Here is a 25,644-nt window from a genome sequence, read left to right on the forward strand (position 1 = left end):
TCAGTAGGAGTAGGTGCGGGCGACCGCGACCATCTCCGAGCTGTGCGAGCCGACCACGCCCACACCGGCCGGGCGGGGCTGGAAGCCGGGCAGTCCGGACAGGTCGTCACTGGCGTCCATCGCGCGCAGCGACACCGGGCCGCCCCGGAGCGAGAGGACCAGCTCGATCTCGATCCCGTCGGTCGGCGGGGCGTGGAAGACCAACCCGAACGACCACGGTCCGCCGTCGGTCACCGGTGCCACGGGTACGTCCCGTCCCGCCACCGTCGCCCGTACCACCGTTGCGGTGGAGGCGGCCACGTGCAGGCTGGCCAGGCGTACCTGCCGTTGCGGGGTCAGCCGCAGCCGCAGCGTGCGCCGGTCACCATCGGTCCGGTCGGCGAGCACGGTCAGGACCGGGGCGGGCAGGGCAGCCGCCTGCGCCGGACCGGCGAGCATGGTGTCGTCGCCGAGCGCCGGGAAGTCGGACCGGGTCGACGTCGGGGTGTTGACGTACCGGGCGGTCCAGGGCTGGGGGTCGGTCTCGTGGCTGAGCCACCGGGCCGTACCGGTGTTGGTGTCGAGGGCGTACATCAGGTGGGTCGGTACCGGGTGGTCGGCGTCGAACCGGTCGACCACCAGCCCGATGCCGGCGAGCACCAGCGCGGCCAGCGCCGCCGCGAGCGCGGGCACCGCGACGCGCCGACGCGCCGAGGCCCCGGGAACCACCTCCCCCGGTCCGGCGGGCTCGGTTCCGGTCGGCTCCGCTCCCGTCCGCTCCTTCTCGGCCGGAGCTGCGCCGGGTGGCTGGGCGGGGAGGGCGGGGTGGAGCAGGTCGAGGACCGGGAGGGCGCCGAGGCCGAGCAGGACGGCGAAGAGCGCCGCGACCCCGCCCATCGCCATGCCCAGCGCGGGGAAGAGCAGCATGACGGTCGGCAGCAGGATCAGTACCCCGACGGCCGCCCCGGCCGTCACCGCGACCACCGCCCACCGGCTGCCCGGCCGTACGGCGAGCGCCACCAGCCCGCCGGCCGCGCCGGCCAGCGCGGGCAGGGTCGCCAGGTACGCCCCACCCGGAGTGAGTACGGCGAGCAGGACCCCGAGTACGGCCAGCCAGCCGACCCCGCCGACGGCCAGTGCCGCCGCCCCGATCCGGCGACGGAACAGCGCGTACCAGCCGAGCAGTACGGCGGCGGCCAGCGCCAGCACCGCCAGCCGGTACCACAGCGGCCGGTACGGGTCGAGCAGCTCGGCGTAGCCGGGGCGGATGGTGGTGATGGCCAGCCAGAGCACCTGCGCCAGCACCGGCGCGACCACGATCGGCACCAGGGTCAGCCCGAACCCGGCGCTCATCCGGGACCAGGAGGCGTGACCCCGACGTCGGGTGGTCCAGCCGAAAAGCCCGACCGCGACAACCGCCAGCAGGGCCAGTGGCCACGTCAGCCAGCCGGGGTAGCGGACCAGGGTGCCCGGCACCGGGAAGTAGGTGGCGTCGTTGCCGGCGCGCAGGTCGGCCAGGTCCGTGGCACCGAACTCGCGGGCCAGCGCCAGGGCGTTGTCGCCGTGCTGTTGCAGGCTGCCCCGGTCGACCGTGGCCGGGGTGTCCAGCGGGGTGTGGTAGATCGCCCCGCCGTCCAGGTAGGCCGAGTTCAGCCCGGTGAAGCCGTGGTCGAGGAAGGCGGTGAAGTCGGTGTCGTTGGGCAGCAGCCGGTAGACCTCGACCGCGAACGAGGTGCCCACCGCGTGCGGTGCGGCCCTTCCGAAGACGCCGACCAGTCCGGCGTTGTCCGGTGAGGTTTCGAACATGATCACCGGCCCGGTGCTGCCGCGCGCCTCCAGGTTGAGCACCACACCGCCGTCGGCGGCGAGCGGGTGACCGGAGGCGAAGGCGGAGGCGCCGCAGAGGCACGCCTCCTCGGCGTCGGTGAGGACGAACACGATGTCGTTGCGGGGGCGGGGGCCGGTGCTCAGCGCGCGGGCCACCTCCAGGATGGCCGAGGTGCCGACCGCGTCGTCGTTCCCGCCGGGACCGGACTGGACCGAGTCGTAGTGGGCGACCAGGAAGACCCGACCGGTCGGGTCGGTTCCGGGGATCCGGGCCACCACGTTGCGTACCCGGGCCAGGGTGGCGCCGCCGGCCGCGCCGCTGAGCTGACCGGCCTCCTCGGCCACCGTGTCCTGCACCTCGGTCGACAGGCCGAGGTCGCGCAGGGTGCTTTCGAGGTAGGTCCGTACCTGGTCGTTGGCGGGGCTCCCGGCGACGTGCGTACGGGCACCGACGACCGCCACGTGTTCGGCGGCCCGACCGGCGCTGAACTGTCCGGCGGGGGCGTCGGTGCCGACCGGCGCGGGGGTACGCAGGTCGAGCAGTGCGGCGGCGCCGATGGCGACCAGTACGGCCAGCGCGGCGGCTGCGGTCAGCCCGCGCCGGGTACGCCGCACGGTCGGAGGCGGGGCGTGTTCGAGTGGTGACTCAACGGATGTGGCCACGTGTTTCTCCTGGGGGAAGGGGGGTCTTCCTGGGCCTCGGTGAATATTGTTACCGGTGCGTAGGGGTGGCCCCATCCTGCCCGCTCCCGGGCCTCGGTGGGCGACTGCCGGCGGGGACCGGTTGTCGCATAGCGTGGAGGTATGACCGCGGTGCATGAGCCTGATCCGATCGACCTGCTGCGGCAGTTCGTCGAGCGGGTGTCGCCGTACGACCCCGACCCGGCGGGTGCCCCGATCGCCTCGATCGAGCTGCGGCACCGCCACGCCGTCGAGCGTTTCCCGCTCACCCCGCACCTGGTCCGGGCGCTCGGCGCCGCCCTGGCCGGCTACCGTGATCCGGGTGACCGGGGCCGCTGCGGGCAGTGTGGCGGCCGGCGGCTCGACGACAACCTGCACTGCGTCGACTGCGGTCGGCTGCACGGGGTGCTCGGCGAGGTGATCGCCGCCCGCGCCGAGCGGCTGGCACGTGGTGGGAGCGCGACCGGGGGGCCGGTCGGATGAGCCGAGGACCGGCGCGGGTGACCGCGTTCCCCGTGTTGTGTGGCAGCGTTGGGTGGTACAGGATCAGCAGGTTGACCGCTAAGGAGCCGGACATCAGTATCGAGGACCCCCGATCCGGGGCCGGTCCGCGGTGGTACGGAGTACCAGCATGACCGGTTCCTCCGTGGTGCCCCAACGGACCTACCCGCACGGCGGGTTCGGCCGGCATCCCAACCTGCCCGCGGGCGAGCGGCTGCGGGTGCTGCTGGTTGAGGACGACGAGGGCGACGCCTTCCTGGTCGGCGAGCTGCTCGCCGAGACCCAGTCGGCGATCGACCTGCTGGTGGCGACGAGCCTCAACCAGGCCAAGCAGCAGATCGCCGACGTCGACTGCGTACTGCTCGACCTCGGCCTGCCGGACGCCGAGGGGCTGGACGGGCTCCGTCAGGTCCTCGCCATGTCCACCGGTGCGGCGGTCTGCGTACTCACCGGCCGGCAGGACGAGCGGCTCGGTGTCGACGCGGTGGCCGAGGGCGCCCAGGACTACCTGGTCAAGGGGCAGGTCGACGGGGTCCTGCTGTCCCGGGCGCTGCGGTACGCGGTCGAGCGCAAGCGGGCCGACGAGAACGCCCGGCGGCTGCGCGAGGTGGAACTGCGCCAGGCGGAGTCGGCCCGGCTGGAGCGCGGCCTGCTGCCGCAGCCGCTGATGGACACCGACCAGGTCGAGGTGCACACCTTCTACCGGCCGGGGCGGCACGCCGCCCTGATCGGCGGCGACTTCTACGACGTGGTGCAGACCACCCCGGACCGGGTCGACCTGATCGTCGGCGACGTCTGCGGGCACGGGGTCGACGAGGCGGCGCTCGGCGTCGAGCTGCGGGTCGCCTGGCGCGCCCTGGTGCTCGCCCGGGTGCCGGACGACGAGGTGCTGCCCGCGCTGGAACAGGTGCTGATGAGTGAGCGCCGGCTCCGCGAGATCTTCGCGACGGTGGCCACCGTACGGCTCGACCTGGCCGCGAACCGGGCCACCTTCCGGCTCGCCGGGCATCCGCCCCCGCTGCTGCTCTCCGGTGGACGGGTCGCCCCCGTCCAGGTGCCCGGCAGTTTGCTGCTCGGGGTCCGCCCCCGCCCGCCGATCGCTTTCGATCTGGCTTTCGACACCGAGGACTGGTCCTTGCTGCTCTACACCGATGGATTGATCGAGGGGCGGGTCGGCGAGGGGCCGGACCGGCTCGACGTACCGGGGCTGCGTGAACTGGTCGCCGACCCGGCGGCCCGGGATGTGCCGCTGGCCGACCTGCCCAGTTGGCTGGTCAGCCGGGCCGAGGAGCTCAACGGTGGTCCGTTCGCCGACGACGTGGCGATGCTTCTGGTCAGCCGGGGCGGTGGTCGGTGATGGAGATGGGGATGACAACCACACGTTCGGCGCGGCGCCCGTTCGGCTGGAGCCTGCGCCGCCGGGTCACCGCGCTCTGCGTGGTGGTGGGTTCGGTGCTGGCCCTGCTCGCCGTCGGCGAGGCACTGGTGGCCAACGCGAACCGGAATCACCTGGACACTCTGCTGACCAAGACCGGCCCGTTGCGTACCGACGCGGAGTCGCTGCCGACCGCGCTGGTCAACCAGCAGACCGCCGTACGCGGCTTCGCGGTCAGCGGTGACCGGGCGGACCTGGCGCCGTACGAGGACGGGCTGAAGCAGGAGAGCCTTCTGATCACCCGGATGGACGCGCTGCTCGACGACCATCCGGAGATCCGCCAGCAACTGCACCTGGTCCGGGACCAGGCGGCGCAGTGGCGGACGGACGTGGCGGTGCCGATCATCAGCGCGACCACCACCGGTGGCCCGAGCGCGGGGCAGCCACTGGTCAACGAGCGGGGACGGCAGCAGTTCGACACCCTGCGCGCCTCGACTGAACGGTTGCAGGACCTGATCCTCGACCTGCGCAACGAGGTCGCCACCAAGGCGCGTAAGACCGGCAACACGCTGGTCCTGCTGCTGATCCTCGCCGCGGTGGTGGTGATCCTCGCCGGGGTGGCGCTGCTGGTGTCGCTCAACCGGGCGGTCATCGGTCCGGTGACCCGACTGGCCGAGCAGGTGCGCGCGGTCGCCCAGGGCGACTACCAGCGCGACATCGAACAGGTGGGCCCACCCGAACTGGCCCTGCTCGCCGCCGACGTGGACGCGATGCGCCGCAAGATCGCCGCCGACCTGGCCGAGGTACGCGAGGCGCGGACCCGGATCGAGTGGGTCAACAGCCAGTTGCAGAAGCAGGCCGAGGAGCTGGTCCGGTCCAACCGTGACCTGGAACAGTTCGCGTACGTCGCCTCGCACGACCTGCAGGAGCCGCTGCGCAAGGTGGCGAGCTTCTGCCAGCTCCTGCAACGCCGGTACGCCGGACAGCTCGACGAGCGCGCCGACCAGTACATCGCGTTCGCGGTGGACGGCGCCCAGCGGATGCAGCGGCTGATCAACGACCTGCTCGCCTTCTCCCGGATCGGCCGGCTCACCACGGGTTTTGTCGAGGTGGACCTGAACCAGGTGATGAGCGACGTCGCCGGGCAGACCGAGGCGGCCCGCCAGTACGCCGGTGGCGAGCTGACCTGGTCCGACCTGCCGGTGGTGCTGGGCGAGGAACCGCTGCTGACGAACCTGCTGGCGAACCTGGTCAGCAACTCGTTCAAGTTCCGCCGCCCGGACGTCCCGCCGAAGGTACGGATCTCGGCCCGCCGGGTCGACAACGAGTGGGAGATCAGCTGCGAGGACAACGGCATCGGGATCGAGGCCGAGTTCGTCGACAAGATCTTCGTGATCTTCCAGCGGTTGCACTCGAAGGACGCGTACCCGGGCACCGGGATCGGGCTGGCGATCGTGAAGAAGATCGTCGAGTACCACGGTGGGCGGATCTGGGTGGACCTCGACGCCGTCGAGGGGACCATCATCCGGTTCACCCTGCCGGTGACCGTGGAAGCCGAGCCCGCGGAGCTGGCCGCCGCGCCGGCCGTACCGGAGCAGTCCGGTGGCCCGGACGAGCAACCGGACGCCACCGTGGACACGGCCGGACAGCAGGGTTCGGACGAGGACGACAACAATTCGAGTGGGCCGGGTGGCCCGGCGGCCGATGGGTCGGACGGACCGAAGACCGGCGAGATAAAGGAGATCGTGGCATGACGGCACCGCCGGACGGCAGAAGCCCGATAGAGGTCCTCCTGGTCGAGGACGACCCCGGCGACGTGCTCATGACGCAGGAGGCGTTCGAGGAGCACAAGCTGCGCAATCGGCTGACTGTGGTCTCCGACGGCGCGGAGGCGCTCGCCTACCTGCGGCGCGAGGGCCAGTACGCGGACGCGACGTCGCCGGACCTGATCCTGCTCGACCTCAACCTGCCCCGCCGCGACGGGCGCGAGGTGCTGCGCGAGATCAAGAACGACGAACAGCTCTGCCGGATCCCGGTGGTGGTGCTGACCACCTCCCAGGCCGACGAGGACATCCTGCGCAGCTACCAGTTGCACGCGAACGCGTACGTGACCAAGCCGGTCGACTTCGAGCGGTTCATCACGGTGGTCCGGCAGATCGACGAGTTCTTCGTCAGCGTGGTGAAGCTCCCGCCGCGGGGCTGACGCCATGATCGAAGAAGTGGGGGCGTTACTCAGGACCGTCGCGGCCGATGTCATCCTGCCGCTCTTCGGCCATCTGGGACGGGACGACGTGTCCGAGAAGGCTCCGGGCGAGCTGGTCACGGTCGCCGACCGGCGGGCCGAGCTGATCCTCGCCGAGGGACTGCTCCGGCTGCTGCCCGAATCCGTCGTGGTCGGCGAGGAGGGCGTCGCCGCCGAGCCCGCGCTTCTGGACCACCTGCACCGTACGACCCCGGTCTGGCTGGTCGACCCGATCGACGGTACGGCCAACTACGCCGCCGGGCGGGAGCCGTTCGCGGTGATGGTGGCGCTGATCGAGGCGGGCGTGAGCCGGGCGAGTTGGATCCTCGACCCGATCTCGGACCGGCTGCTGACCGCCGAGGCGGGGCGGGGGACGTACCTCGACGGGGTGGCGGTGCGGCCGGCGGTCGACCGGCCGGCGACGGCCCTGCGCGGCGCGGTGATGACCCGGTTCCTGCCCCCGGCCTGGCGGGCCTCGGTGGAGGCCGGCGCACACCGGCTCGGTACGGTCCTGCCCGGACTGCACTGCGCCGGCCGCGAGTACGCGGACATCCTCACCGGCGAACAGCAGTTCGCGTTCTTCTGGCGCACCCTGCCCTGGGACCACGCCCCCGGGGTGATGCTCCTGCGGGAGGCGGGCGGGGTGGCGCGACGGCTCGACGGGACGCCGTACGACCCGGCCGACGACCGGTTCGGTTTGCTCGTCGCCGCCGACGAACGAATCTGGCACACGGTACGGGAAACGCTCGTTCCGACCCTGTGATCGGAACGCTTCGGTGTGAGCACTGATACACAGAGTGAATGCCGTGTTTCACTCACCGACGACGATGCGATGTGGTAGACGCGCAGGGCCGACAGCGCGTCCGTGGTCCGGTAGTGTGACCCCCGGTCTCCCGCCCGGAGGCGCCGCATCCGGCGCCGGCGGTGGCCGCCGCCGAAAGAGCTACCAGGTAACCGGGGGTAGGCGGCCGACGGAAGGAACGGCTTTCGTGCCTCGCAGGACGGCCAGAATCCGGCGCCGCGCGTCGGGAACGCTCGCGGCACTGCTCGCCGCCGTGGTGGTCGCTACCGGAACTCCCGCCGCCGCGGCCCCCGCCGCCCAGTCCCTCGGTTACGGACCGCTCGCGCTCGCGCCCAGCAGCCCCGGTGACGAGGGCGGCAGCAAGAACCTGCGCGACACGCTCGAAGCCGTCTCCAAGGGACATATCGAGGCCAAGGCCAAACTCGACAATTCGGTCAAGCGTCAGGCCGCGCTCACCGCCGAACTGGCCAAGGTCGAGGTCCGGCTGACCGAGCTGAACGCGGTGGTCGCCGAGGTCGCCGTCGAGTCCTACCGGCTCGGCCGGCTCAGTGCCGTAGCCACCCTGCTCAACAGTGCCTCGCCCGAGGCGTTCCTGGAGCGGGCCGCCGGGCTGGAGGTGATGGCCCAGCGCGACGACAAGCAGCTCCGGGCGCTCACCGAGGCGCGCGAGGAGGCGACCCGGGCCAAGGCCGCGATCGACAACGAGGTACGGGAGCAGCAGAAACAGCTCGCCGTGATCGCCAAGCGGAAGACCGACGCCGAACGCGCCCTCGCCGCTGTCGGGGGCAAGTCCAGCACCGGGTTCGTCGCCGCCAACTCACCCGCGGCCAAGCCGGCGCCGAAGAACTCCGACGGCTCCTGGCCGAAGGAGTCCTGCACCATCAACGACCCCACCACCACCGGCTGCATCACCCCCCGGACCCTGCACGCGATGAACCAGGCGCAGGCCGCCGGCTACAAGCGCTACGTCTCCTGCCACCGCCCCAGCGGCGGCGGTGAACACCCCAAGGGACGCGCCTGCGACTTCGCCTCCGCGACCAGCGGCTTCAAGGACGCCGACGCGACCGGCGGCGACCGCACGTACGGCAACAACCTGGCCGCGTACTACGTCAAGAACGCCAGCTCCCTCGGTGTGCTCTACGTGATCTGGTACCGACAGATCTGGATGCCCGGCACCGGGTGGCGGTCCTACAGCGGCGGCGGCAGCCCGGCCGGCGACCACACGAACCATGTTCATCTCTCGATGGTTTGACATCGAAGCGCCCCTGGCCTGCGTACGATCGCTCCGATGGAGACAACACCTGCGAACGTACCCGCTCAGGCGAGCGTGCCCGTGACGCCGACGAGCCCACCCGTGACCGACGCGGCCGGGCCCCGCGCGCTGCCGAACGGGCTCGCCGCGACCCTCGTTTTCCTCGCCAGCGGCGCGGTGCTCGTACTGGAGACCGTGTCCCTGCGCCTGGTCGGCCCGTACCTCGGAGTCACCCTCCAGGTCACCAGCTCGGTGATCGGGGTGGCGCTCGGCGCCATCGCGTACGGGGCGTGGCTCGGCGGGTGGCTTGCCGACCGGCGCGACCCCCGTACGCTGCTCGCCCCGGCCCTGGTCCTCGCCGGGATCACCACCGCGATCACCCTGCCGGTGGTCCGGTACGCCGGTGAGGTGCTGCGCGGCGGCGCCACCGCCGGCATCCTGCTGCTGACCGCGCTGGCGGTGTTCCTGCCGGCCGCACTGCTCGCCGCGGTCACCCCGCTGGTGGTGAAGTTGCAGCTCAGCGATCTGCGCCGGACCGGTCAGGTGGTCGGGCGGCTGTCCAGCATCGGCACCCTGGGCGGCATCACCGCCACCCTCGGCACCGGATTCGTGCTGGTCGCGGCCCTGCCGAGCACCGTCATCATGGTCGGGCTCGCGCTCCTGCTCGGACTGACCGGCCTCTGGCTCGGGTGGTACCTGTGGCGGCAGGACCGGACCTCGGTGCCGGGGCGGCCCCGGGTGAAGGCGGCGGTGGCACTGCTCGGGCTGGTCGGGGCGGGACTGGCCACGGTGTCGCCGAACCCGTGCGACGTGGAGACCGCGTACCACTGCGCCAGCGTGGAGGCCGACGCCGACAACCCGGACGGCCGGCTGCTGGTGCTCAACTCGGCCTGGCACTCGTACGTCGACCTGGCCGACCCGACCCACCTGGAGTTCGCGTACACCCAGTGGATCGGTGCGGTGGCGGACGTGTTCGCGCCGGCCGGGCAGCGGCTGGACGCGGTGCACCTCGGCGGCGGCGGGTTCACCATCCCGACCTACCTGACCGCCACCCGACCGGGAACCGTCAACACGGTGTTCGAAATCGACGGTGAGCTGGTCGAGCTGGGTCGCCGCGAGTTGGGCGTACGGCCGGGCCCGGAACTGCGGGCGGTGGTCGGCGACGCCCGGATGCTGGTCGGTGAACTGCCCGACGACAGCGCCGACCTGGTCGTCGGTGACGCCTTCGGTCACCTCGTGGTGCCCTGGCACCTGGCCACCCGGGAGATGGCGGCCGACATCCGGCGCGTCGTCCGCCCCGGCGGGATGTACGTCCAGAACGTCATCGACTACCCGCCGCTGCGGTTCATCCGCGCCGAACTCGCCACCGTCAAGGCCGAGTTCACCCACGTCGCGGTCGTCGCACCGCCGAACGCGATCACCGGCGCCCGGGGCGCCAACTTCCTGATCGTCGCCGCCGACACCCCGCTGCCGATCGAGGCGCTGCGCACCCGGCTCGGCGCGCTCGACGAACCGGTGACCGTGCTGGACGGGGCGAACCTGGACGGGTTCATCGACGACGCCATCGTCCTCACCGACGAGTACGCCCCGGTGGACCAGCTCCTCGCCACCGCCTGACCGGCACCGCAGGTGATCTGCCGACGACGGGATAGTTGTTCATCTTTCGGTCAGCCACCGACCTCCTGACCGTCGCCCGTCGACGGTTGGATCGGGTTCCACCCGAACCCACGTCAGGAGACCTGCGGTGCGACGTACCCTTCCCATTCTCGGCCTGGCCGGCGTACTGCTGGCGGCGGTGGTGGCGATCCCCACCTCGTCGTCCGCCGCCCGCCACAGCGACGAGTCGGACCAGCGGCAGGCGGACAAGTCCCGCGACGCGAAGCCGCTGGTGATCGCCCACCGTGGGGCCAGCGGTTACCGGCCCGAGCACACCCTGGAGTCGTACCGGTTGGCGATCCGGCTCGGCGCCGACTTCATCGAGCCCGACCTGGTCTCCACCCGCGACGGGGTGCTGGTCGCCCGGCACGAGAACGAGATCTCCGGGACCACGAACGTCGCCGACCACCCGGAGTTCGCCGGCCGCAAGGCCACCAAGACCATCGACGGGATCGCGGTCACCGGCTGGTTCACCGAGGACTTCACCCTGGCCGAGCTGAAGACGCTGCGGGCCAAGGAGCGGCTGCCGCAGGTCCGGCCGACCAACACCGCCTTCGACGGCACCCTGGAGATCCCGACCCTCCAGGAGGTCATCGACCTCGCCAAGTCGGAGAGCCGGCGGGTCGGCCGCACCATCGGCATCTACCCGGAGACCAAGCACCCCACGTACTTCCAGTCGATCGGGCTGGCGCTGGAGGAGCCGCTGGTCCGGGTGCTCAAGCGCAACGGCCTGACCAGTCGCAAGGACGCGGTGTTCATCCAGTCCTTCGAGACCGCGAACCTGCGCAAGCTGAGCAAGCTGACCGACGTACGGCTGGCCCAGCTGCTCGACGCCACCGGGCGCCCGTACGACTTCACCGTGGCCGGTGACCCGCGCACGTACCAGGATCTGGTCAAGCCGGAGAACCTGAAGTGGATCAGCACGTACGCGGACGGGATCGGCGCGACCAAGAACCTGATCGTGCCCCGCGACGCCAACGGCAAGCTGCTCGCCCCCACCAACGTCGTACGTGACGCCCACCGGGTCGGCCTGGACGTGCACGCCTGGACGTTCCGGGCGGAGAACCAGTTCCTCCCGACCGACTTCCGCCTCGGTGCCGACCCGAACGCCCGGGGTGACATCACGTCCGAGTACGAGCTGTTCTTCAGCCTCGGCCTCGACGGTGTGTTCAGCGACCACCCCGACACCGCCGTAGCCGCCCGCGCCGCGCTCCGCTGAGCGGCCCGCCCTCGGCTCGGAGGTGAGGCAGGGCGCCCTGTTCGCACAGGCGCCCTGCCTTTTCACCGTACCGGGCGGCCCGGCCGGTTCCGGGCAACCGCCGGTACGCCCACCCGACCCCGTGGTACGACTGGACCGGCAGCCGGGCGGTCCGGGACGGGCGGGGCGGGACGAGGGTGGATGGACACGGATCAGCGGTCCGACCTGCTCCGCGACCTGGGCCAGCCGAAGGGCGTCACCTACATCGAGCTCTTCTTCGACCTGGTGTTCGTCTTCACCCTGTTCCGGCTCTCCCAGACGCTGATGGTCCACCTGGACTGGGTCGGCGCCTTCCAGACCCTGATCCTGCTGATGGCGGTCTGGTGGGTCTGGTCGTACACGAACCTGCTGACCGACACCCTGGACTCACGGCTGATCCGGCTCCAGTTCCTGATCACCGCCACCATGTTCGGCGTCCTGTTGACCTCGACCGCCATTCCGGAGGCGTTCGAGCAACGCGGGCTGCTGTTCGCGATCGCGTACGTGGCGATCAACCTCGGCCGCAGCTCGATCCTCGCCTTCGCCCTGCGGCATCATCACCTGGGCCGCCGGCCGTTGCGGGGAGCGGTCTGGTTCGCCGTCTCGGCGGTGCCCTGGTTCGCCGGGGCGATGGTGGAGGACGCCGGCCGGCTGGCCCTGTGGAGCCTGGCACTGGCGATCGACTACGTGGCCGCGCTCGTCGGCTGGCCGGTGCCGGGGCTGGGGCGTACGAACTCGGCGGAATGGAACCTGGCCGACGAGCACATGGCCGAGCGTTACCGCCTCTTCGTGATCATCGCGCTCGGCGAGACCGTCGCCATCACCGGCCGTACGTTCCACGACAGCGACTTCAGCCTCCACCGGGGTACGGCGTTCACGCTGTCCTTCTGCATCACCGTGTCGCTGTACTGGATCTACTTTCACCGGACCAGGGAGAAGCTCGGCCCGGCGTTCTCGGGCGCGAGTGACCCCGCCGACGTGAACGAGCCGCGTTCGCGGAGCAAGGAAGCGGCCCTGGCCCATCTGGTCATGGTCATGGGGGTGGTGGGCGTCACCGTCGCCGACGAGCTGGTGATCAGGCATCCGACCGGTTCCGCTCCGGCCTCCTGGGTCGCGGTCATGCTGGGCGGACCGGCGCTCTTCCTCGCCGGTCACACGCTGCTGGGGTGGCAGGTGTTCACCCGCGCGGCCACACCCCGGCTGATCGGGCTGGCGGTGCTGATCGTCGCGGCCCCGGCCATGATCGGCCTAGCACCGCTGGCCTCCACCGGACTCGCCGCGGCCGTACTCGCGGTGGTGGTGGGCTTCGAGATCCGGCTCAACGGCCCTCTGCCGGGCGGACGCAGCGTCCCACCCAGGGGCTGACGTCGGGGCGTTTCAGGTGAACAGGCCGCGACGGAACGCCTCGCCGACCGCGGCGGCCCGGTCCCGTACGCCGAGCTTGTCGTAGATGCGCAGCAGGTGGGTCTTGATGCTGGCCTCGCTGATGAACAGCTTCGACGCGGCCTCCCGGTTGGTCGCCCCGTCCGCCACGAGCTTGAGCACCTGGAGTTCACGCTGGCTGAGCGTGCCCTGGGCGGGCTTGCCGAGCCGGGCCGGCCGGCGCATCTGACCCATCAACCGACCGGCCACCGTCGGGGAGAGCACCGCCTCACCGTTGGCGGCCAGGCGTACCGCGCGGAGCAGTTCGTCGGTGGGCGCGTCCTTGAGCAGGTAACCGGTGGCGCCCGCCTCGATCGCGGGCAGCACGTCGCTGTCGGTGTCGAACGTGGTCAACACCAGCACCCGTACGGTCGGCGCGGTCCGGTTGAGTTCGCGGATCGCCTCGACACCGTCCATCCGTGGCATCCGGAGGTCCATCAGCACCACGTCCGGGCGCAGCGCGGCGACCTGCGCGAGCGCCTCCGTGCCGTCACCGGCCTCGCCCACCACCTCGAACTCGTCCGAGCCGGTGAAGGCCCCGCGCAGCCCGTTGCGGACCACCGGATGGTCGTCGACGATCAGCAGGCGTACCGGTCCGGTCTTCATGATTCGTTCTCCACCGTCGTCGGGATGCTGGCGTTGATCGCGGTCCCGTCGCGGGGCGCGGTCTCGACGGTCAGGGTGCCGTCGACCCGCTCCAGCCGCTGCCGGATCGCCCGCAACCCGAAGCCGGTGCCGTCGGGGGCGGTGCCCGGCTCGGCGACGTCCGCCATCGAGAAGCCCACTCCGTCGTCACGTACGTCCAGCATGACGAGGTCGTCCAGGTAGGAGAGGGTCACCCCGACCTTGCTCGCGCGGGCGTGCTTGGCGATGTTGGTCAGTGCCTCCTGGGCCACCCTGAACATGGCAATCTCGATCTCGGCGAGCATCGGGCGAGGGTCGCCGGTGGTCTCGACCCGGACCGGCACCCCGGACTCACGGGACCAGCGGGTGGCCAGTCCGGTGATCGCCTCGGGCAGGTGCGAGTCGTCGAGTTCGGTCGGCCGTACCGCCGCCACCGACCGGCGGGCGGCTGCGAGGCTCTCCCGGGCCAGCGCGTGTACGTGATCCATGTGGCGTTGCCACTGCTGCGGATCCTCGCGCGTACGGTCGGCGGCCTGCAACTGGGTGATGATGCCGGCGAGCCCCTGGGCCAGGGTGTCGTGGATCTCGTGCGCCATCCGCTGCCGTTCGTCGTGCACCCCGGCCTCGCGGGCCTGGATCAGCAGTTGAGCGTGCAGCCCGTCGTTCTCCGCGAGCGCGGCCTCCAGTTGGGCCAGCGCCTGCCGACGCTGCTCGCTCTCTTCGGTGAACCGTTGGCCCAGAAAGCCGAACCAGCCGATCAGGAAGATCTGGGCGAGCACCACGAGCACGGTGATCGTGATCCAGTCGCGGTTGTTCGGAACACCGGCCGGCAGGATGTTGACCAGGATCGAGGTGGCCGTGACGCAGAGGAAGCCCCAGACCGGCGGGAGCACCTCGTACGCCTGCATGAAACCGATCAGGGCGAAGAGGAGGAAGATGCCCCGGTGCGCCGTGAGCAGACCGGCGAGTGTCGTCTGTACGCCCATGAAAAGCACCACCGACCAGGTGGGCCGGGTACGGGGCGGCGGCCGGAGGGTGTTCATGAACAGCGCCCACAACGCGGTCACGGTGACCAGGCCGACGGTGGTGAGCAGGTCCCTCGCCGACTGCCCGGGGTCGAGCAGGGCGAGCAGGGTGGCCAGACCGAGCAGGACGTACGGCAGCACGACCAGGACCCGCCGCGCAGGATGATCGGGCCGGTCGGCGACGCTGGCCGTCAGCAGTGTGGAGGGGCGGGGCGTCGTGGTGCCCGCGCCGGCTGTCCCGCCCATCCGCCCCACCTCTCTGCTATTCCCAGCGGAAGTATCGCGCCGCGAGTGCCCCGGCGGCGATGGCATAAGCGGCGAGTACGGCGAGCGCCACCGCGGACGGCCAGTTTCCGTCGCTGCTGTCCCGCAGTGCCTGCACACCGGCACCGAGCGGGGTGAAGTCGCCGATCCGGACCAGCACGTCCGGCATCCCCTCGCGCGGCACCCAGAGACCGCCGAAGAACATCAGCGGGAAGAAGAGCGCGGTGCCGATTCCGGTGGCCGCACTGGCGGTGGGGACCAGGGCGGCGATGAGCAGTCCGATCGCGAGCATCGCGGCGGCGACGAGGGCGAGTGCGAGCACGAAGCCGAACCCCTGCCGGGGCAGGACGGCACCGAACAGGATCGCGGCGGTGACGAGCGTCAGCACCACCGTCACCACCACGAACCCGAGCTGTACGGCGAGCTGCGCGACCAGCACCCGGACCGCGCCGATCGGGGTGGTGGAGAGCCGGCGCAGGACGCCCTTCTGCCGGTACCCGGTGATCGTCCCCGGGGTGATGTAGAGCGTCATCATCGCCAGGATCATCACCACGATGATCGGTATGTAGAGGTCGATCACCCGCAGGTTGCCGAGCTCCGGGTCGGCCTGGCGGAATCCCGGGATGCTGCCGAGGATCACCAGCAGCAGCACCGGGAAGATCACGGTCCAGGCGTACGCGCTGGGTTCGCGCAGGAAGAGTTTGAGTTCGACGGCGGTGAGTTTGCGCAGCCCGGACATGTGGGGTCTCCTCGGGTTGGCGACGGGGGACGGAGCGAAGTCACGGCGGGAGCGGACGCGCTCAGGCGTCGGGCTGGCGGTTGGTCAGGCTGAGGAACGCGTCGTCCAGGCTGGTGTGCTCGTACCGTAGGTCGGCGGCGACGATCTGGTTGCGGGCGAGGACCGAGGTGACCGCGTGCAGCAGGTCCCCGGTGCCGGTCACGATGATCTGGGCACCCTGCCGGGTGACCTCCCGGACCTCGGGGAGCACCACCAGCAACTGGTCGTCCAGCGGTGTGGTGGGCCGGAACCGGACCCGCTGCTGCTGGTCCACTCCGGCGACCAGCCCGGCCGGGGTGTCGAGCGCCACCACCCGACCCTCGTTGATCACCGCGAGCCGGTCGCAGAGCTGCTCGGCCTCCTCCATGAAGTGGGTGACCAGCAGGATCGTCACGCCGCGCGCCCGTACCTGTTCGATCAGGCCCCAGGTGTCGCGGCGCGCCTGCGGGTCCAGGCCGGTGGTCAGCTCGTCCAGGATCGCCACCTGTGGGTTGCCGACCAGGGCGAGCGCGATGGAGAGCCGCTGCTGCTGCCCGCCGGAGAGCTTGGCGAACCTGGTGTTCCGCCTCTCGGCCAGCCCGAGTTCGTCGAGCAGGGTCCGCCAGTCGGCGGGGTCGCGGTAGAAGGACGCGTACAGCTCCAGCGCCTCGGCCACGGTGAGCTTCGCCGGCAGTTCGCTCGCCTGGAGCTGTACGCCGACCCGGTGCCGTAGTTCCGCCCCGTCCCGCCGGGGATCGAGCCCCAGTACGGAGATGTCCCCCGCGTCGGGTCGACGCAGCCCGGCGACGCACTCCACGGTGGTGGTCTTGCCCGCCCCGTTGGGGCCGAGGATGCCGAAGATCTCCCCACTGTCGACGGTGAACGAGACGTCGTCGACCGCTACCTGTGCGCCGTACCGCTTGCGTAGGTGGTTGACTGAGATGACTGGCATGCGTACTCCTCGGGGCCTGCCGCCCGCCCCCGTTGGTGTACGGGCCGATCTGCCGTACGGCCGGGCGGCTGACTACAGCCTGCGCGGATCCGGCCCGGACCGGTTCCGTCCACCAGCGGTCCGTACGGTGGAACCCGGCCCGCATCAACCGGTTGTGCACTGTCGACCGGATGGCGTCCGTTCAACCGATCGGTGGACAGCCGGCCCGTGACCGCCGCCGCGCCCCGGATCAGAAGTGGTCGAGCAGGTCGGGGAACGTCGACAGGGTCAGCACCAGGTTGTCGTCGGGATCGAGGTCGGCCTGGTCCAGCGCCCACGGGTACGCGTTCGGGATGTAGACGGCGTTCATGCCCGCCGCCCGCGCCGGCAGGATGTCCGACTTCGGGGAGTTGCCGATCATCCACGTGCTCGCCGGCAGGAGCCCGTGCTCGGCCGTGACCTGCCGGTACACCTCGACGTTCTTCTCCGCCACGATGTGCGTACGCCGGAAGTGGTGACCCAGACCGGAAGCGTCGATCTTGCGCTGCTGCTCGTCGGTGTCGCCCTTGGTCAGCAGCAGCAGGTCGTGTCGCCGGCCCAGTTCGGTCAGCGTGTCCGCCACCCCGGGTACGAGCTCGACCCGGCGCTCCACCAGCGCCACCGCCAGTTCCTCGATGCGTCGCCGCTCCGCCTCCGTGGCCGGTCGCTCCCGCAGCCGGCTCAGGCACTCGCCGAGACTGTGCAGGAAGATCGCGCTGCCGTACCCGTGGGTCACCACGTTGGCCCGCTCGATGTCGTCGAGGATCGCGCGGATCTCGACCCGGTCCAGGGTCGGGTGCGCCACCCATTCGAGAAAGTCGTCGATCACCCGCTCGAAAAGGACGTTGTTCTCCCAGAGGGTGTCGTCGGCGTCGAAGATCAGCACCTGTCCGGTGCGTCGCACACTGTTCATCCCGGTCAACTCCACGGTTCTCCTCACCCTTATTCGGGCTGGGACTGTACTCAATCGGGTCGAGAACGGCGACGGATTAGTCCCGCAACTCCGGGAGTCCAACACGACACTCGCCGGGGCATGGACCGATCGACCACGCTGGGGTAGCTTCCGCAGCCAAGACCGATGACGGGAGACCGGCAGTGGGAACGTACGCGGTCGTGACGAAGGCACCCCTGGCCCAGGTACGCGACGCCGTGAACGCGGGTCAGGTCGGTGGTTTTGTCGCACCCGATCCGCTCGGCACCATCGTGCTGTTCGACTCCCCGCGCGGGTCCAGATCCAGCAGCCGCCGCTTGGCGAGACCCGCCGCCGACCTGGTCCGGCGTACGGGGGTGCCGGCGTGGATGCTGCTCGCGAACGAGTCACTGGCGGAGGCGACGATGCTGTCCCCGGACGCCGGGCAGCAGAGTCTCCAGTGGGCGGCGAACTGGCAACCGCCGGAGGACCCGGCCGAGTACCTCTCCGACCGCAAGGCATGGGATGTCTACTGTGGGGAGATCGCGACCGCCTACGGCAGCCCGGAGCGGGGGAGCGACCTGGCGCTGATCCGCAACGACCCGGTGCCCGGCCGCCCACGGCCACTGGTCGCGGACCTGCTGCGGCAGGTCTGCCGGGTGTTCGACCTGCCGGACGTGGCGGTCGGACGTTCCCTGCTCGTCGGCGACGAACCCGGACTCTACGAGGCCGAACGGGTCGACGTGACGCAACGGGGCCTGCTCGGCCGGCTCCTGGCCCGGTCCTGAGATGACCGGGGCGGCAGCGGAGAACGGCGAGACGATCGGCGCGGTCCGGGCGACCCCGTACCGCCTCGGTGCGCTCGCCGACGCGTCACCGGTGACGGTGCTGGGCGAGGCGGACGGCTGGACCCGGGTCGACGTTGCCGACGGGGTGGACCTGAGTGCGCTCAGTGTCGCCGCCCGTACGCCGGCCTGCCTGCTGAGGGTCGACGACGACACCTTCGGGCTGCGGCTGTCCGCGTACGGGCCGGACGGCGCGTCGGTGGGTCCGCTCGACGTCACCTGCACCGAGTCGGACGCGCTGTCGGTTGTCACCCTGTTCGGGCTGCCGGACGGCGCCGCCGTGCTGCACCGGGCGCTGACCAGCCCGTCGACGGGTTACGACCCGCCGGCCCGGCTCGCCGACGCCTGCCGCGCCGTCGGCCTCCCGCTGGAACTGCTCACCCCCGCCGGGTCCGGCCCGGTCACCGTGCTCGGGGCGCCTCCGGCACAGCCGGAGGTCGGCGTGGTCCTGGTGTACGCGTCCGCGGTGAACGCCGCAGCCGCCGCCCCGCTGACCACCCAGTCAGCGTGGACGGTGCCGATCGACGGGAAGCGGAGCCTGCACCTCTGGGACGGTAGGGGCGAGCGGGCCAACCTGGCCCTGGCGGCCGAGGTGCTGGCCGACCGGCGCTGGGCCACGCTGGCGTACTGGTGGTCGGAGCGGACCGCGGGCTTCGTGCTGACCCGCGCCAACCGGGTGGCGGGTGCGCACGAGTGGGGCAGCGCGGCACCGGTGACACCGGAGGGGACCGCACGGACCGCCCGGCAGCTCGCCGAGGAGTTCGGCGTACCCGAGCAGGCACTGACCGTCACCGCGTTGCTGCGGCGTACGGATCTGGAGCCGATGGCGGCGCTCACCGAACTGGGGGACCTGCTCGGCTTACCGGTCGACGTCATCGGCCGTACCGCCGTGGAACTGGCGGGCTGGGCCGCCTCGGTTCCCGGTGCCGTACGCACCGAGCGCCTGGGCTTCGCCGCCGCCGTTGTCCACTCCGTACGGGAGCACTCGTCGAAGCCGCCGCGCGAGGATCTCTACCATCCCCGCCCGCTGTGGCGGCGCCTGCTCAGCGGGTTCCGCCTGCTGGTGTTCGTACCGATTCTGGTCCTTGTGGTGGCCGGTTGGCTGCGCGGTGATGTCAGCGGGTGGTGGGTCCTGCTCGGGTTGGCGCTGACGGCGGACGCGGCCTGGGGCGTACGTCCGGGCCGGCGCAGCCGGATGCACGTCAACCGGGGTACGACCCCCACCGGCGGGCGGCCGACCGGGTCGGGGTGAGCGGGCGGTGACCCTCCGGATTATCGCTGCGGCCCGGCGTGCCGACCCGTTCCGGAGGGTATAACCTCGGGGTCGGCAGTGACAGATCATCATCTATCTGGTCATTCGTCGTTCCCATCCTGGCCGGTGCGGAACGTGCGGGAATCAGGGAGCCGTCGAAAGGTTCACCGTCGTGCCCCGAGCCAGAAAGCGGTACCCCATTGCCCCTCGAACCTCCCGTGCGATCGCCGGACGACGAGACCGCCCGGCTGGCGGCCGTACGTCGTTACGAGATCCTCGACTCGCCCCCTGACGGCGCGTTCGACGAGATCGCGGAGCTGGCCGCGATGGTCTGCGGCACCCCGATCGCCAGCGTCAGCATCGTCGACGCCGACCGGGTCTGGCTCGCCGCCGCCAGGGGATTCGACGGGATCACCGAGGTCGGCATCGAATCCGGCCTGTGCGCCTCGGCCTTCCGCGCCGACGGCCCGTACATCGTCAACGACGCCGCGCTGGATCCGCGTACGGCCGACCACCCGCTGGTGAAGGGTGAACTGTCGCTACGGTTCTACGCGGCGGCACCGATCATCACCGCCGACGGTTTCCGGCTGGGCACGGTGAACGTGATCGACCGCAAACGCCGGCAGGTCACCGGGAACCAGATCGCGGTGCTGACAAAACTCGCCGCCCTGGTCGCGAAGCAGTTGGAACTGCGCCTGGCCGCGATCCTCGCCGTACGGGCGGAGCGGGAACGTGCCGCGGCGGCCGACGCACGGGCGACCGCCGCCAACGCCGACCTCTCCACCCGCGTACGCGACGCCGCCTCGGCCCACCGCCAGGCGCCGCACCCCGACCACTGCCAGCTCGGTGGCGCCACCACCCCCTGCCCCCGTCCGGCCGAGCTGAAGCTCGCCGACTCCTGGGGCGACTCGGCCTGGAGCTGCACCGAGCACGTCGAAGAGGCCCTGCTCAACGTCCGTTCCGTCTTCCTGGCCAGCGAGGAACTCGGCGGCCTGGCCGCCTACGTCAACCGCAACTGACCGGCGACGCATAAGCACCAACTTCTCCCTGATGTTGGTGCGTTGCATCCTAGAAAACTGGTGTACGTTTGGACCCATGACGCGCATCACCGTTGACGTGAACGACGAGTGGCTGGACGCGGCCAGGGAGGTGCTCGGCACCGACACGAAGGTCGCCACCATCAACGCGGCGTTGCATGCCTTCGCACTACGCCGGCAGGCGGTCGAGATCGTCAACGCGTTCGACAGCGTGCAGTTCGAGTTCGCGGATCCGGACCGCTCGTGGGGCTATGGCGGCGGTCGTGACCTGTCCCGGCTGGTCGAGGACGCCCGCGAGGCCGACGCCGCATGATGGCCGGCAGCATCTATCTCGCCGACACCTCCGTCTACGTCCTGCAGGGGCGCTATCCGCAGGTTCGTCGCAGGTTCGAATCGCTGCTGGCCGAGGGTCGTCTTGCGGCCTGCCAGATGACCAGCCTGGAGTGCCTGAACAACGCTCCGGACCCGAAGAGCTACGAGACCCTCTGGGGTGCCCTGCAGGGCCACCGCTGGTTCGACGTCACCGCCAAGGCGATGGACCGGGCGCTCGACACCCATCGGTCGATGGCCGTCAACAGCCAACACCGGAACTTCCGGCTGCCCGATCTGATCATCGCTGCGACCGCGGAGGAGCACGGCGCGACCGTCCTGCACTACGACGCCGACTACGACCGCATCGCCGCCGTCACCGGGCAACCCATGGAGTGGGTCGTGGCAAAGGGTTCACTCTAGGAACTCATCATCGCCGCTGTTGCCGTGGTTTGCTGAATCGGTGACGAGGTGTGGGCAGTGTGGTGCCGACGGCTCGCAGGCTGTCTGTGACGAGTTGTTCGAACGGCTGCTGGCGCTGGACCACTCCCGGCAGCCGCCCTGGGGACCGTTGCACGGTGTGGCCGTCGCCTGCTATTTCCTTCAGCACCCCCGACACCCGCTTGCTCCCGGCGACCCGACCGCGTCGCTGGCGCTGCTGCACGCGTACCTCAGTGGTGGGCAACCGGCGGTCGACGCCTTCGTCGCACAGGCCCGCCGCCGGAACTCGCACCGATACCGGGGCCGCGATGACCGGCCGGCGCCGCAGATTGTGGACCCCGCGATGGCCGCTCGTCCGGCGTCCCGGGTGTTCGTGACGAGGATCGTCGACGTGGCCGTCGACGGCAGTTTCCCCGCGCCGGTCTACCCGGACCTGGTCCGCTCCTGGGCCGAGGCGACCGCCGCCGCGTGGACGCCCGCGTCCTGACCGCCGGTTCTGAGTCAGATTGCCGTCCTATCCGCACAACCGATGGCGGTCGACCTGCGTCAATCACAGTGACGGTCCCTGACGGGGGATTGGCATCGTCGCTCCCCGATGCGTGCGTTGCCGCATGTCGGGCGGGGCGATCGTGGGCTCAAGAGAGGGAAAAGCGCTTGATGGTACGGCGTAGACACGATCTTTCGAAGGCAGTGGCGGTGACCGCAGCGCTGGTCGCCGCCACTCTCACTGTCTCCGGCAACCCGGCACTCGCACAGCCGCAGCCGTCGGTCCCGGCGCCAAAGCCGGCCGGTGGTTCCGGTGGGCCGGTGCTGGCGGCGAACAAGACGTACACGGTGACGTTGTTGACCGGTGACGTGGTGACCGTGACGGGCCGGGGTTCGGCCTGCCCGGTGGTCAGTGTGCAACCGGCGAAGCCCAGCGGTGTCCAGCACCGTAGCTGCGGCCCGGACGGTCACGTTCGGGTCGTGCCGGGCGAGGTGGCCCGACTGGTCGGATCGGTGCTGGACGAGTCGCTGTTCGACGTGACGGCGCTGATCCTCGACGGTTATGACGACGCGCGTACGGCGGAGTTGCCGCTGATCGTCCGGCCGGGCGGGGCCGGGGCGCGGGCGGCGGGCACCCTCGCCGCCGAGCCGCTGGCCGCGAGCTTGGGCGGACGCCGGACACTGCCGACCATCGGCGCGGTCGCCGGCAGCCAGCCGAAGAAGGGCGGCGCGGACTTCCTCCGTACGCTGACCTCCCGCGCGCCCGTCGTGGCCGGCGCCCGGACCGCGGACACCGGCCCGAAGGTGTGGCTGGACCGCCGGGTACGCGCCACCGGCACCACCGCACCTCTCCACGCCGCACCTGTCCACGCCGCACCGGACAGCGATCGGCAGGCGGGGAACGGTCGACTCGACCGGAACCTGACCCAGATCAGCGCGCCGAAGGCGTGGCAGGCCGGTTTCACCGGTCGGGGCAGCCGGGTGGCCGTCCTCGACACGGGAGCCGACTTCACCCATCCTGACCTGGTCGGGCAGGTGGTGGAGCGGGCCGACTTCACCGTCGATGGCGGGAACGCGGTCGACGGCAACGGGCACGGCACCCACGTGGCGGCGACGATCGCCGGCAGCGGCGCCGGAGCGCCGGGTCTGCGGCGCGGGGTCGCCCCCGATGCCGACCTGGTGATCGGCAAGGTCCTCACCGACGACGGGTACGGCACCGACTCCCAGATCATCGCCGGCATGGAATGGGCGGCGGCACGGGCCGACGTGGTCAACATGAGCCTCGGCGGGTGGGAGCCGAGCGACGGTACGGACCCGATGTCCCTCGCCGTCGACAACCTCACCGCCCAGTACGGCACCCTGTTCGTGGTCGCCGCCGGAAACGCCGGACCGACCCCCGGGCAGATCTCCTCGCCCGCTGCTGCCGGCACCGCCCTCACCGTCGGCGCGGTCGACGGGACCGACACGCTCGCCGAGTTCTCCGACCGGGGGCCGCTGGTCAACACCCAGGCCGCCAAGCCGGAACTGGTCGCCCCCGGCGTCGACATCATCGCCGCACGGGCCGCCGGTACGACCATGGGCACCCCCGTCGACAACCGCTACACCGCCGCCTCCGGCACCTCGATGGCCAGCCCGCACGTCGCCGGGGCAGCCGCACTGCTCGCCCAGCGGCACCCCGACTGGCAGGCCGGACAGCTCAAGGCGGCCCTGGTCGGAGCGGCCGACCCACTGTCGAACGTGGACACGTACGCGGTCGGCTCCGGTCGGCTGGATGCCGTACGGGCGCTCAGTGGGGTGGTTGCCGCGCAGGACGTGGTGGACCTCGGGATCTTCGCCTATCCGCAGAGCGGGACCGCGTCGACCAAGCTGAGCTGGGTCAACACCGGCCGGGGCGCCGAGAACCTGAAACTGGACCTGAATGTCCGTACCCGTGACGGGGTGAACGCACCGACGGGCGCGGTCCGGCTCTCGGCGGACCGGGTGACGGTCGGCCGTGGAGCCAGCGCCACCGTGACCCTGCGCCTCGACCCCACCCGGCTCGCCGGCAAACCGGGGCTCTACACCGCGACCGTCACCGCCCGCACGCGCGGCGGTGCGTTCGTCGCCAGCACCCCGGTTGCCTTCTACATCGAACCGCGCAGCTTCGACCTCGCGCTCAGCGTGACGTCGCTGCCGGACGCCGGGTCGACCATCGACCAGTGGGGCGGGGTACGGATCGCCAGCATCGACGACCCGACCAGGTTCAACGAGTTCACCAACCTGTCCCCGAACGAACCGGTGACGATGCGGGTGCCAGCCGGCCGGTACAGCGTCGCGGGCTACCAGGTGGAGGACAACCCGGAGACCGGGCTCAGCCGCATGGCCCTGGTCGGCGACCCGGACGTGATCGTGGACCGCGACACGACCGTGGTAGCCGACGCCGCACAGGCCAGTCCGGTGAAGGCCACCCTCGACGGGGTGGCGACCGAGGCGGCCCAGGTCGGGGCCACCTACCGGCAGTACGCCTCCGACGGCACCCAGGTCAGCGACGACTTCGCGTTCGCCTGGGGCGAGGCCGCCAAGTCCTGGGGCGCGTACGCCATGCCGATGGAGAAGCCCGGCGTCGGCCGGTTCGAGGCGTACACGAGCGTCAGCCTGCACGCCACCGGCACCGCGCCGACCCCGTTCGTCTACGAGCTGATCCGCGCCCTGCCGGACGGCATCCCACAGGATCTTTCCTGGCAGGTGTCCCCGGCCGAGCAGGCCCAGCTCATCCGGGTCGACCAGACCTTCCACACCCTGGACGCACCCGACGCGGTCACCAACCACAAGCGGTACGGCCTGACCGCCGACGGCTTCTTCCTGCTCGACGCAGCCGCGAACGAGGTGCCGGCGACCCGCGTCGACTACCTCACGCCCGGCTTCTCCTACATCGACGAGGCGTTCTTCTCCGGCGCGTTCGACCTGCTCGACCCGCACACCATGGTCGTGACCCAGGAGGCGATGCGCGAGTACCCGGCCGGCAGCCGGCAGCAGAAAACCTGGGTACGCCAACCCCTGCGCCCCGACTGGTACGACGACCCGGCGCTCTCCCCGAGCGGCTGCGTGCCCCAGCCGATCCGGCGTACGCAGGGCGTGCTGCGGGTGGACCTGGTCGAGTTGTCCGACGAGCACCAGCGGTTCGACTGCATCGATCCGTGGGACGGGTTCCACGGCCTGACCACCCGTACGCTCACCCTGCACCGGAACGGCGAGCTGATCGGCGAACAGCCGGAGTCGTACGGCGATTTCGAGATCCCGCAGGCGGCCGGTGACTACCGGCTCACCTACGACCTCGACGCCACCCGTCTGATGAGCCTGTCGACCCGGGTCAACACCGCCTGGACGTTCCGGTCCATCGGCCCGGCCGACGCCACCAGCAGCATCCCCGTGCCGCTGCTGTCGGTCGACTACGCCCTGCCGCTCGGCCCGGCGAACAAGCCGATCGGTGGCGACGCCAGCTTCACCGTGCACCAGTCGCACGGGGTGGCCAGGCAGAACATCACCGCGTTCACCCTGGAAACCTCTGTCGACGACGGTCTCACCTGGCAGGCCGCGACCGTACGGCCCGACGGTGCGGACACGTTCCGGGCCGCGCTGCCGACCGTGACGGCCGGGCAGGCGGTGTCGTTGCGGATCAAGGCGACCGCCGACGGTGGCAGCGGGATCGAGCAGACCATCATCCGCGCCTACCGGGCCGGCTGACCGACACGACGGGGCCCCGGATCGCGA

The 25,644-nt window shown here is 71.1% G+C and carries 22 protein-coding genes; 16 read left to right on the plus strand and 6 right to left on the minus strand.

Annotation, left to right across the window (positions count from 1 at the left end):
• Complete coding sequence (locus ACWEFB_RS12760) at positions 1-2,469, minus strand: M28 family peptidase (RefSeq protein ID WP_452285030.1); 2,469 nt, start codon at positions 2,467-2,469, stop codon at positions 1-3.
• Between the two features lie 141 nt (positions 2,470-2,610).
• Between ACWEFB_RS12760 and ACWEFB_RS12765 the strand changes: the two genes are divergently transcribed.
• The 9 genes from ACWEFB_RS12765 to ACWEFB_RS12805 all read left to right on the plus strand — a co-directional run bounded on the left by ACWEFB_RS12765 (position 2,611) and on the right by ACWEFB_RS12805 (position 12,917).
• Positions 2,611-2,970 carry a hypothetical protein gene (locus tag ACWEFB_RS12765; protein ID WP_326561194.1) on the plus strand — a complete coding sequence of 120 codons (360 nt, stop codon included), beginning with the start codon at positions 2,611-2,613 and terminating at the stop codon, positions 2,968-2,970.
• 148 nt (positions 2,971-3,118) lie between these two features.
• Positions 3,119-4,345, plus strand: a complete 1,227-nt coding sequence (locus tag ACWEFB_RS12770) for a PP2C family protein-serine/threonine phosphatase (protein ID WP_452285032.1) — start codon at positions 3,119-3,121, stop codon at positions 4,343-4,345.
• Between the two features lie 11 nt (positions 4,346-4,356).
• Positions 4,357-6,117 carry a sensor histidine kinase gene (locus ACWEFB_RS12775; protein ID WP_452285034.1) on the plus strand — a complete coding sequence of 587 codons (1,761 nt, stop codon included), beginning with the start codon at positions 4,357-4,359 and terminating at the stop codon, positions 6,115-6,117.
• Entirely contained in the window at positions 6,114-6,566 is a 453-nt protein-coding gene (locus ACWEFB_RS12780; RefSeq protein ID WP_452285036.1) for a response regulator, read from the plus strand. Before ACWEFB_RS12775 ends, ACWEFB_RS12780 begins: the two co-directional genes overlap by 4 nt.
• 4 nt (positions 6,567-6,570) lie before the next feature.
• Positions 6,571-7,368 (plus strand): inositol monophosphatase family protein, encoded by a 798-nt coding sequence (locus ACWEFB_RS12785; RefSeq protein WP_452285037.1) that lies wholly within the window; start codon positions 6,571-6,573, stop codon positions 7,366-7,368.
• A 226-nt stretch (positions 7,369-7,594) separates the two neighbouring features.
• A complete protein-coding gene (locus tag ACWEFB_RS12790; RefSeq protein WP_363601539.1) occupies positions 7,595-8,659 on the plus strand; it encodes a coiled-coil domain-containing protein in 1,065 nt (354 codons plus the stop codon).
• Positions 8,660-8,695: 36 nt separating this feature from the next.
• Positions 8,696-10,276, plus strand: a complete 1,581-nt coding sequence (locus ACWEFB_RS12795) for a fused MFS/spermidine synthase (protein WP_452285039.1) — start codon at positions 8,696-8,698, stop codon at positions 10,274-10,276.
• Between the two features lie 127 nt (positions 10,277-10,403).
• Positions 10,404-11,534 carry a glycerophosphodiester phosphodiesterase gene (locus ACWEFB_RS12800; protein WP_452285041.1) on the plus strand — a complete coding sequence of 377 codons (1,131 nt, stop codon included), beginning with the start codon at positions 10,404-10,406 and terminating at the stop codon, positions 11,532-11,534.
• Between the two features lie 180 nt (positions 11,535-11,714).
• Entirely contained in the window at positions 11,715-12,917 is a 1,203-nt protein-coding gene (locus tag ACWEFB_RS12805) for a low temperature requirement protein A (RefSeq protein ID WP_452285043.1), read from the plus strand.
• Positions 12,918-12,929: 12 nt separating this feature from the next.
• Here the strand turns inward: ACWEFB_RS12805 and ACWEFB_RS12810 are convergent, their stop codons facing one another.
• From ACWEFB_RS12810 to ACWEFB_RS12830, 5 genes are all read right to left on the minus strand, one after another.
• Entirely contained in the window at positions 12,930-13,580 is a 651-nt protein-coding gene (locus ACWEFB_RS12810) for a response regulator (protein WP_452285045.1), read from the minus strand.
• On the minus strand, positions 13,577-14,869 hold the full coding sequence (locus ACWEFB_RS12815; RefSeq protein WP_452285047.1) for a sensor histidine kinase: 1,293 nt from the start codon (positions 14,867-14,869) through the stop codon (positions 13,577-13,579). The genes ACWEFB_RS12810 and ACWEFB_RS12815 overlap by 4 nt, the downstream gene beginning before the upstream one ends.
• A gap of 16 nt (positions 14,870-14,885) precedes the next feature.
• Positions 14,886-15,626, minus strand: a complete 741-nt coding sequence (locus tag ACWEFB_RS12820) for an ABC transporter permease (RefSeq protein ID WP_452285049.1) — start codon at positions 15,624-15,626, stop codon at positions 14,886-14,888.
• 61 nt (positions 15,627-15,687) lie between these two features.
• Complete coding sequence (locus ACWEFB_RS12825) at positions 15,688-16,596, minus strand: ABC transporter ATP-binding protein (RefSeq protein ID WP_452285051.1); 909 nt, start codon at positions 16,594-16,596, stop codon at positions 15,688-15,690.
• Between the two features lie 229 nt (positions 16,597-16,825).
• Positions 16,826-17,527, minus strand: coding sequence for an HAD family hydrolase (locus tag ACWEFB_RS12830; RefSeq protein WP_452285053.1), 702 nt, complete (start codon positions 17,525-17,527; stop codon positions 16,826-16,828).
• A 200-nt stretch (positions 17,528-17,727) separates the two neighbouring features.
• Between ACWEFB_RS12830 and ACWEFB_RS12835 the strand changes: the two genes are divergently transcribed.
• From ACWEFB_RS12835 to ACWEFB_RS12865, 7 genes are all read left to right on the plus strand, one after another.
• Positions 17,728-18,312, plus strand: coding sequence for a hypothetical protein (locus tag ACWEFB_RS12835; protein ID WP_452285055.1), 585 nt, complete (start codon positions 17,728-17,730; stop codon positions 18,310-18,312).
• Between the two features lies 1 nt (position 18,313).
• Positions 18,314-19,621 (plus strand): hypothetical protein, encoded by a 1,308-nt coding sequence (locus ACWEFB_RS12840; protein WP_452285057.1) that lies wholly within the window; start codon positions 18,314-18,316, stop codon positions 19,619-19,621.
• Positions 19,622-19,839: 218 nt separating this feature from the next.
• Positions 19,840-20,640 carry a GAF domain-containing protein gene (locus tag ACWEFB_RS12845; RefSeq protein ID WP_452285059.1) on the plus strand — a complete coding sequence of 267 codons (801 nt, stop codon included), beginning with the start codon at positions 19,840-19,842 and terminating at the stop codon, positions 20,638-20,640.
• A 76-nt stretch (positions 20,641-20,716) separates the two neighbouring features.
• Complete coding sequence (locus ACWEFB_RS12850) at positions 20,717-20,971, plus strand: type II toxin-antitoxin system VapB family antitoxin (RefSeq protein ID WP_326561177.1); 255 nt, start codon at positions 20,717-20,719, stop codon at positions 20,969-20,971.
• Positions 20,968-21,390, plus strand: a complete 423-nt coding sequence (locus ACWEFB_RS12855) for a PIN domain-containing protein (protein WP_452285061.1) — start codon at positions 20,968-20,970, stop codon at positions 21,388-21,390. The genes ACWEFB_RS12850 and ACWEFB_RS12855 overlap by 4 nt, the downstream gene beginning before the upstream one ends.
• A 40-nt stretch (positions 21,391-21,430) precedes the next feature.
• Entirely contained in the window at positions 21,431-21,895 is a 465-nt protein-coding gene (locus ACWEFB_RS12860; protein ID WP_452285063.1) for a DUF5946 family protein, read from the plus strand.
• 209 nt (positions 21,896-22,104) lie between these two features.
• Positions 22,105-25,617, plus strand: coding sequence for a S8 family peptidase (locus tag ACWEFB_RS12865; RefSeq protein ID WP_452285065.1), 3,513 nt, complete (start codon positions 22,105-22,107; stop codon positions 25,615-25,617).
• Positions 25,618-25,644: the final 27 nt, after the last annotated feature.

This window comes from Micromonospora sp. NPDC004704 (assembly GCF_053601675.1).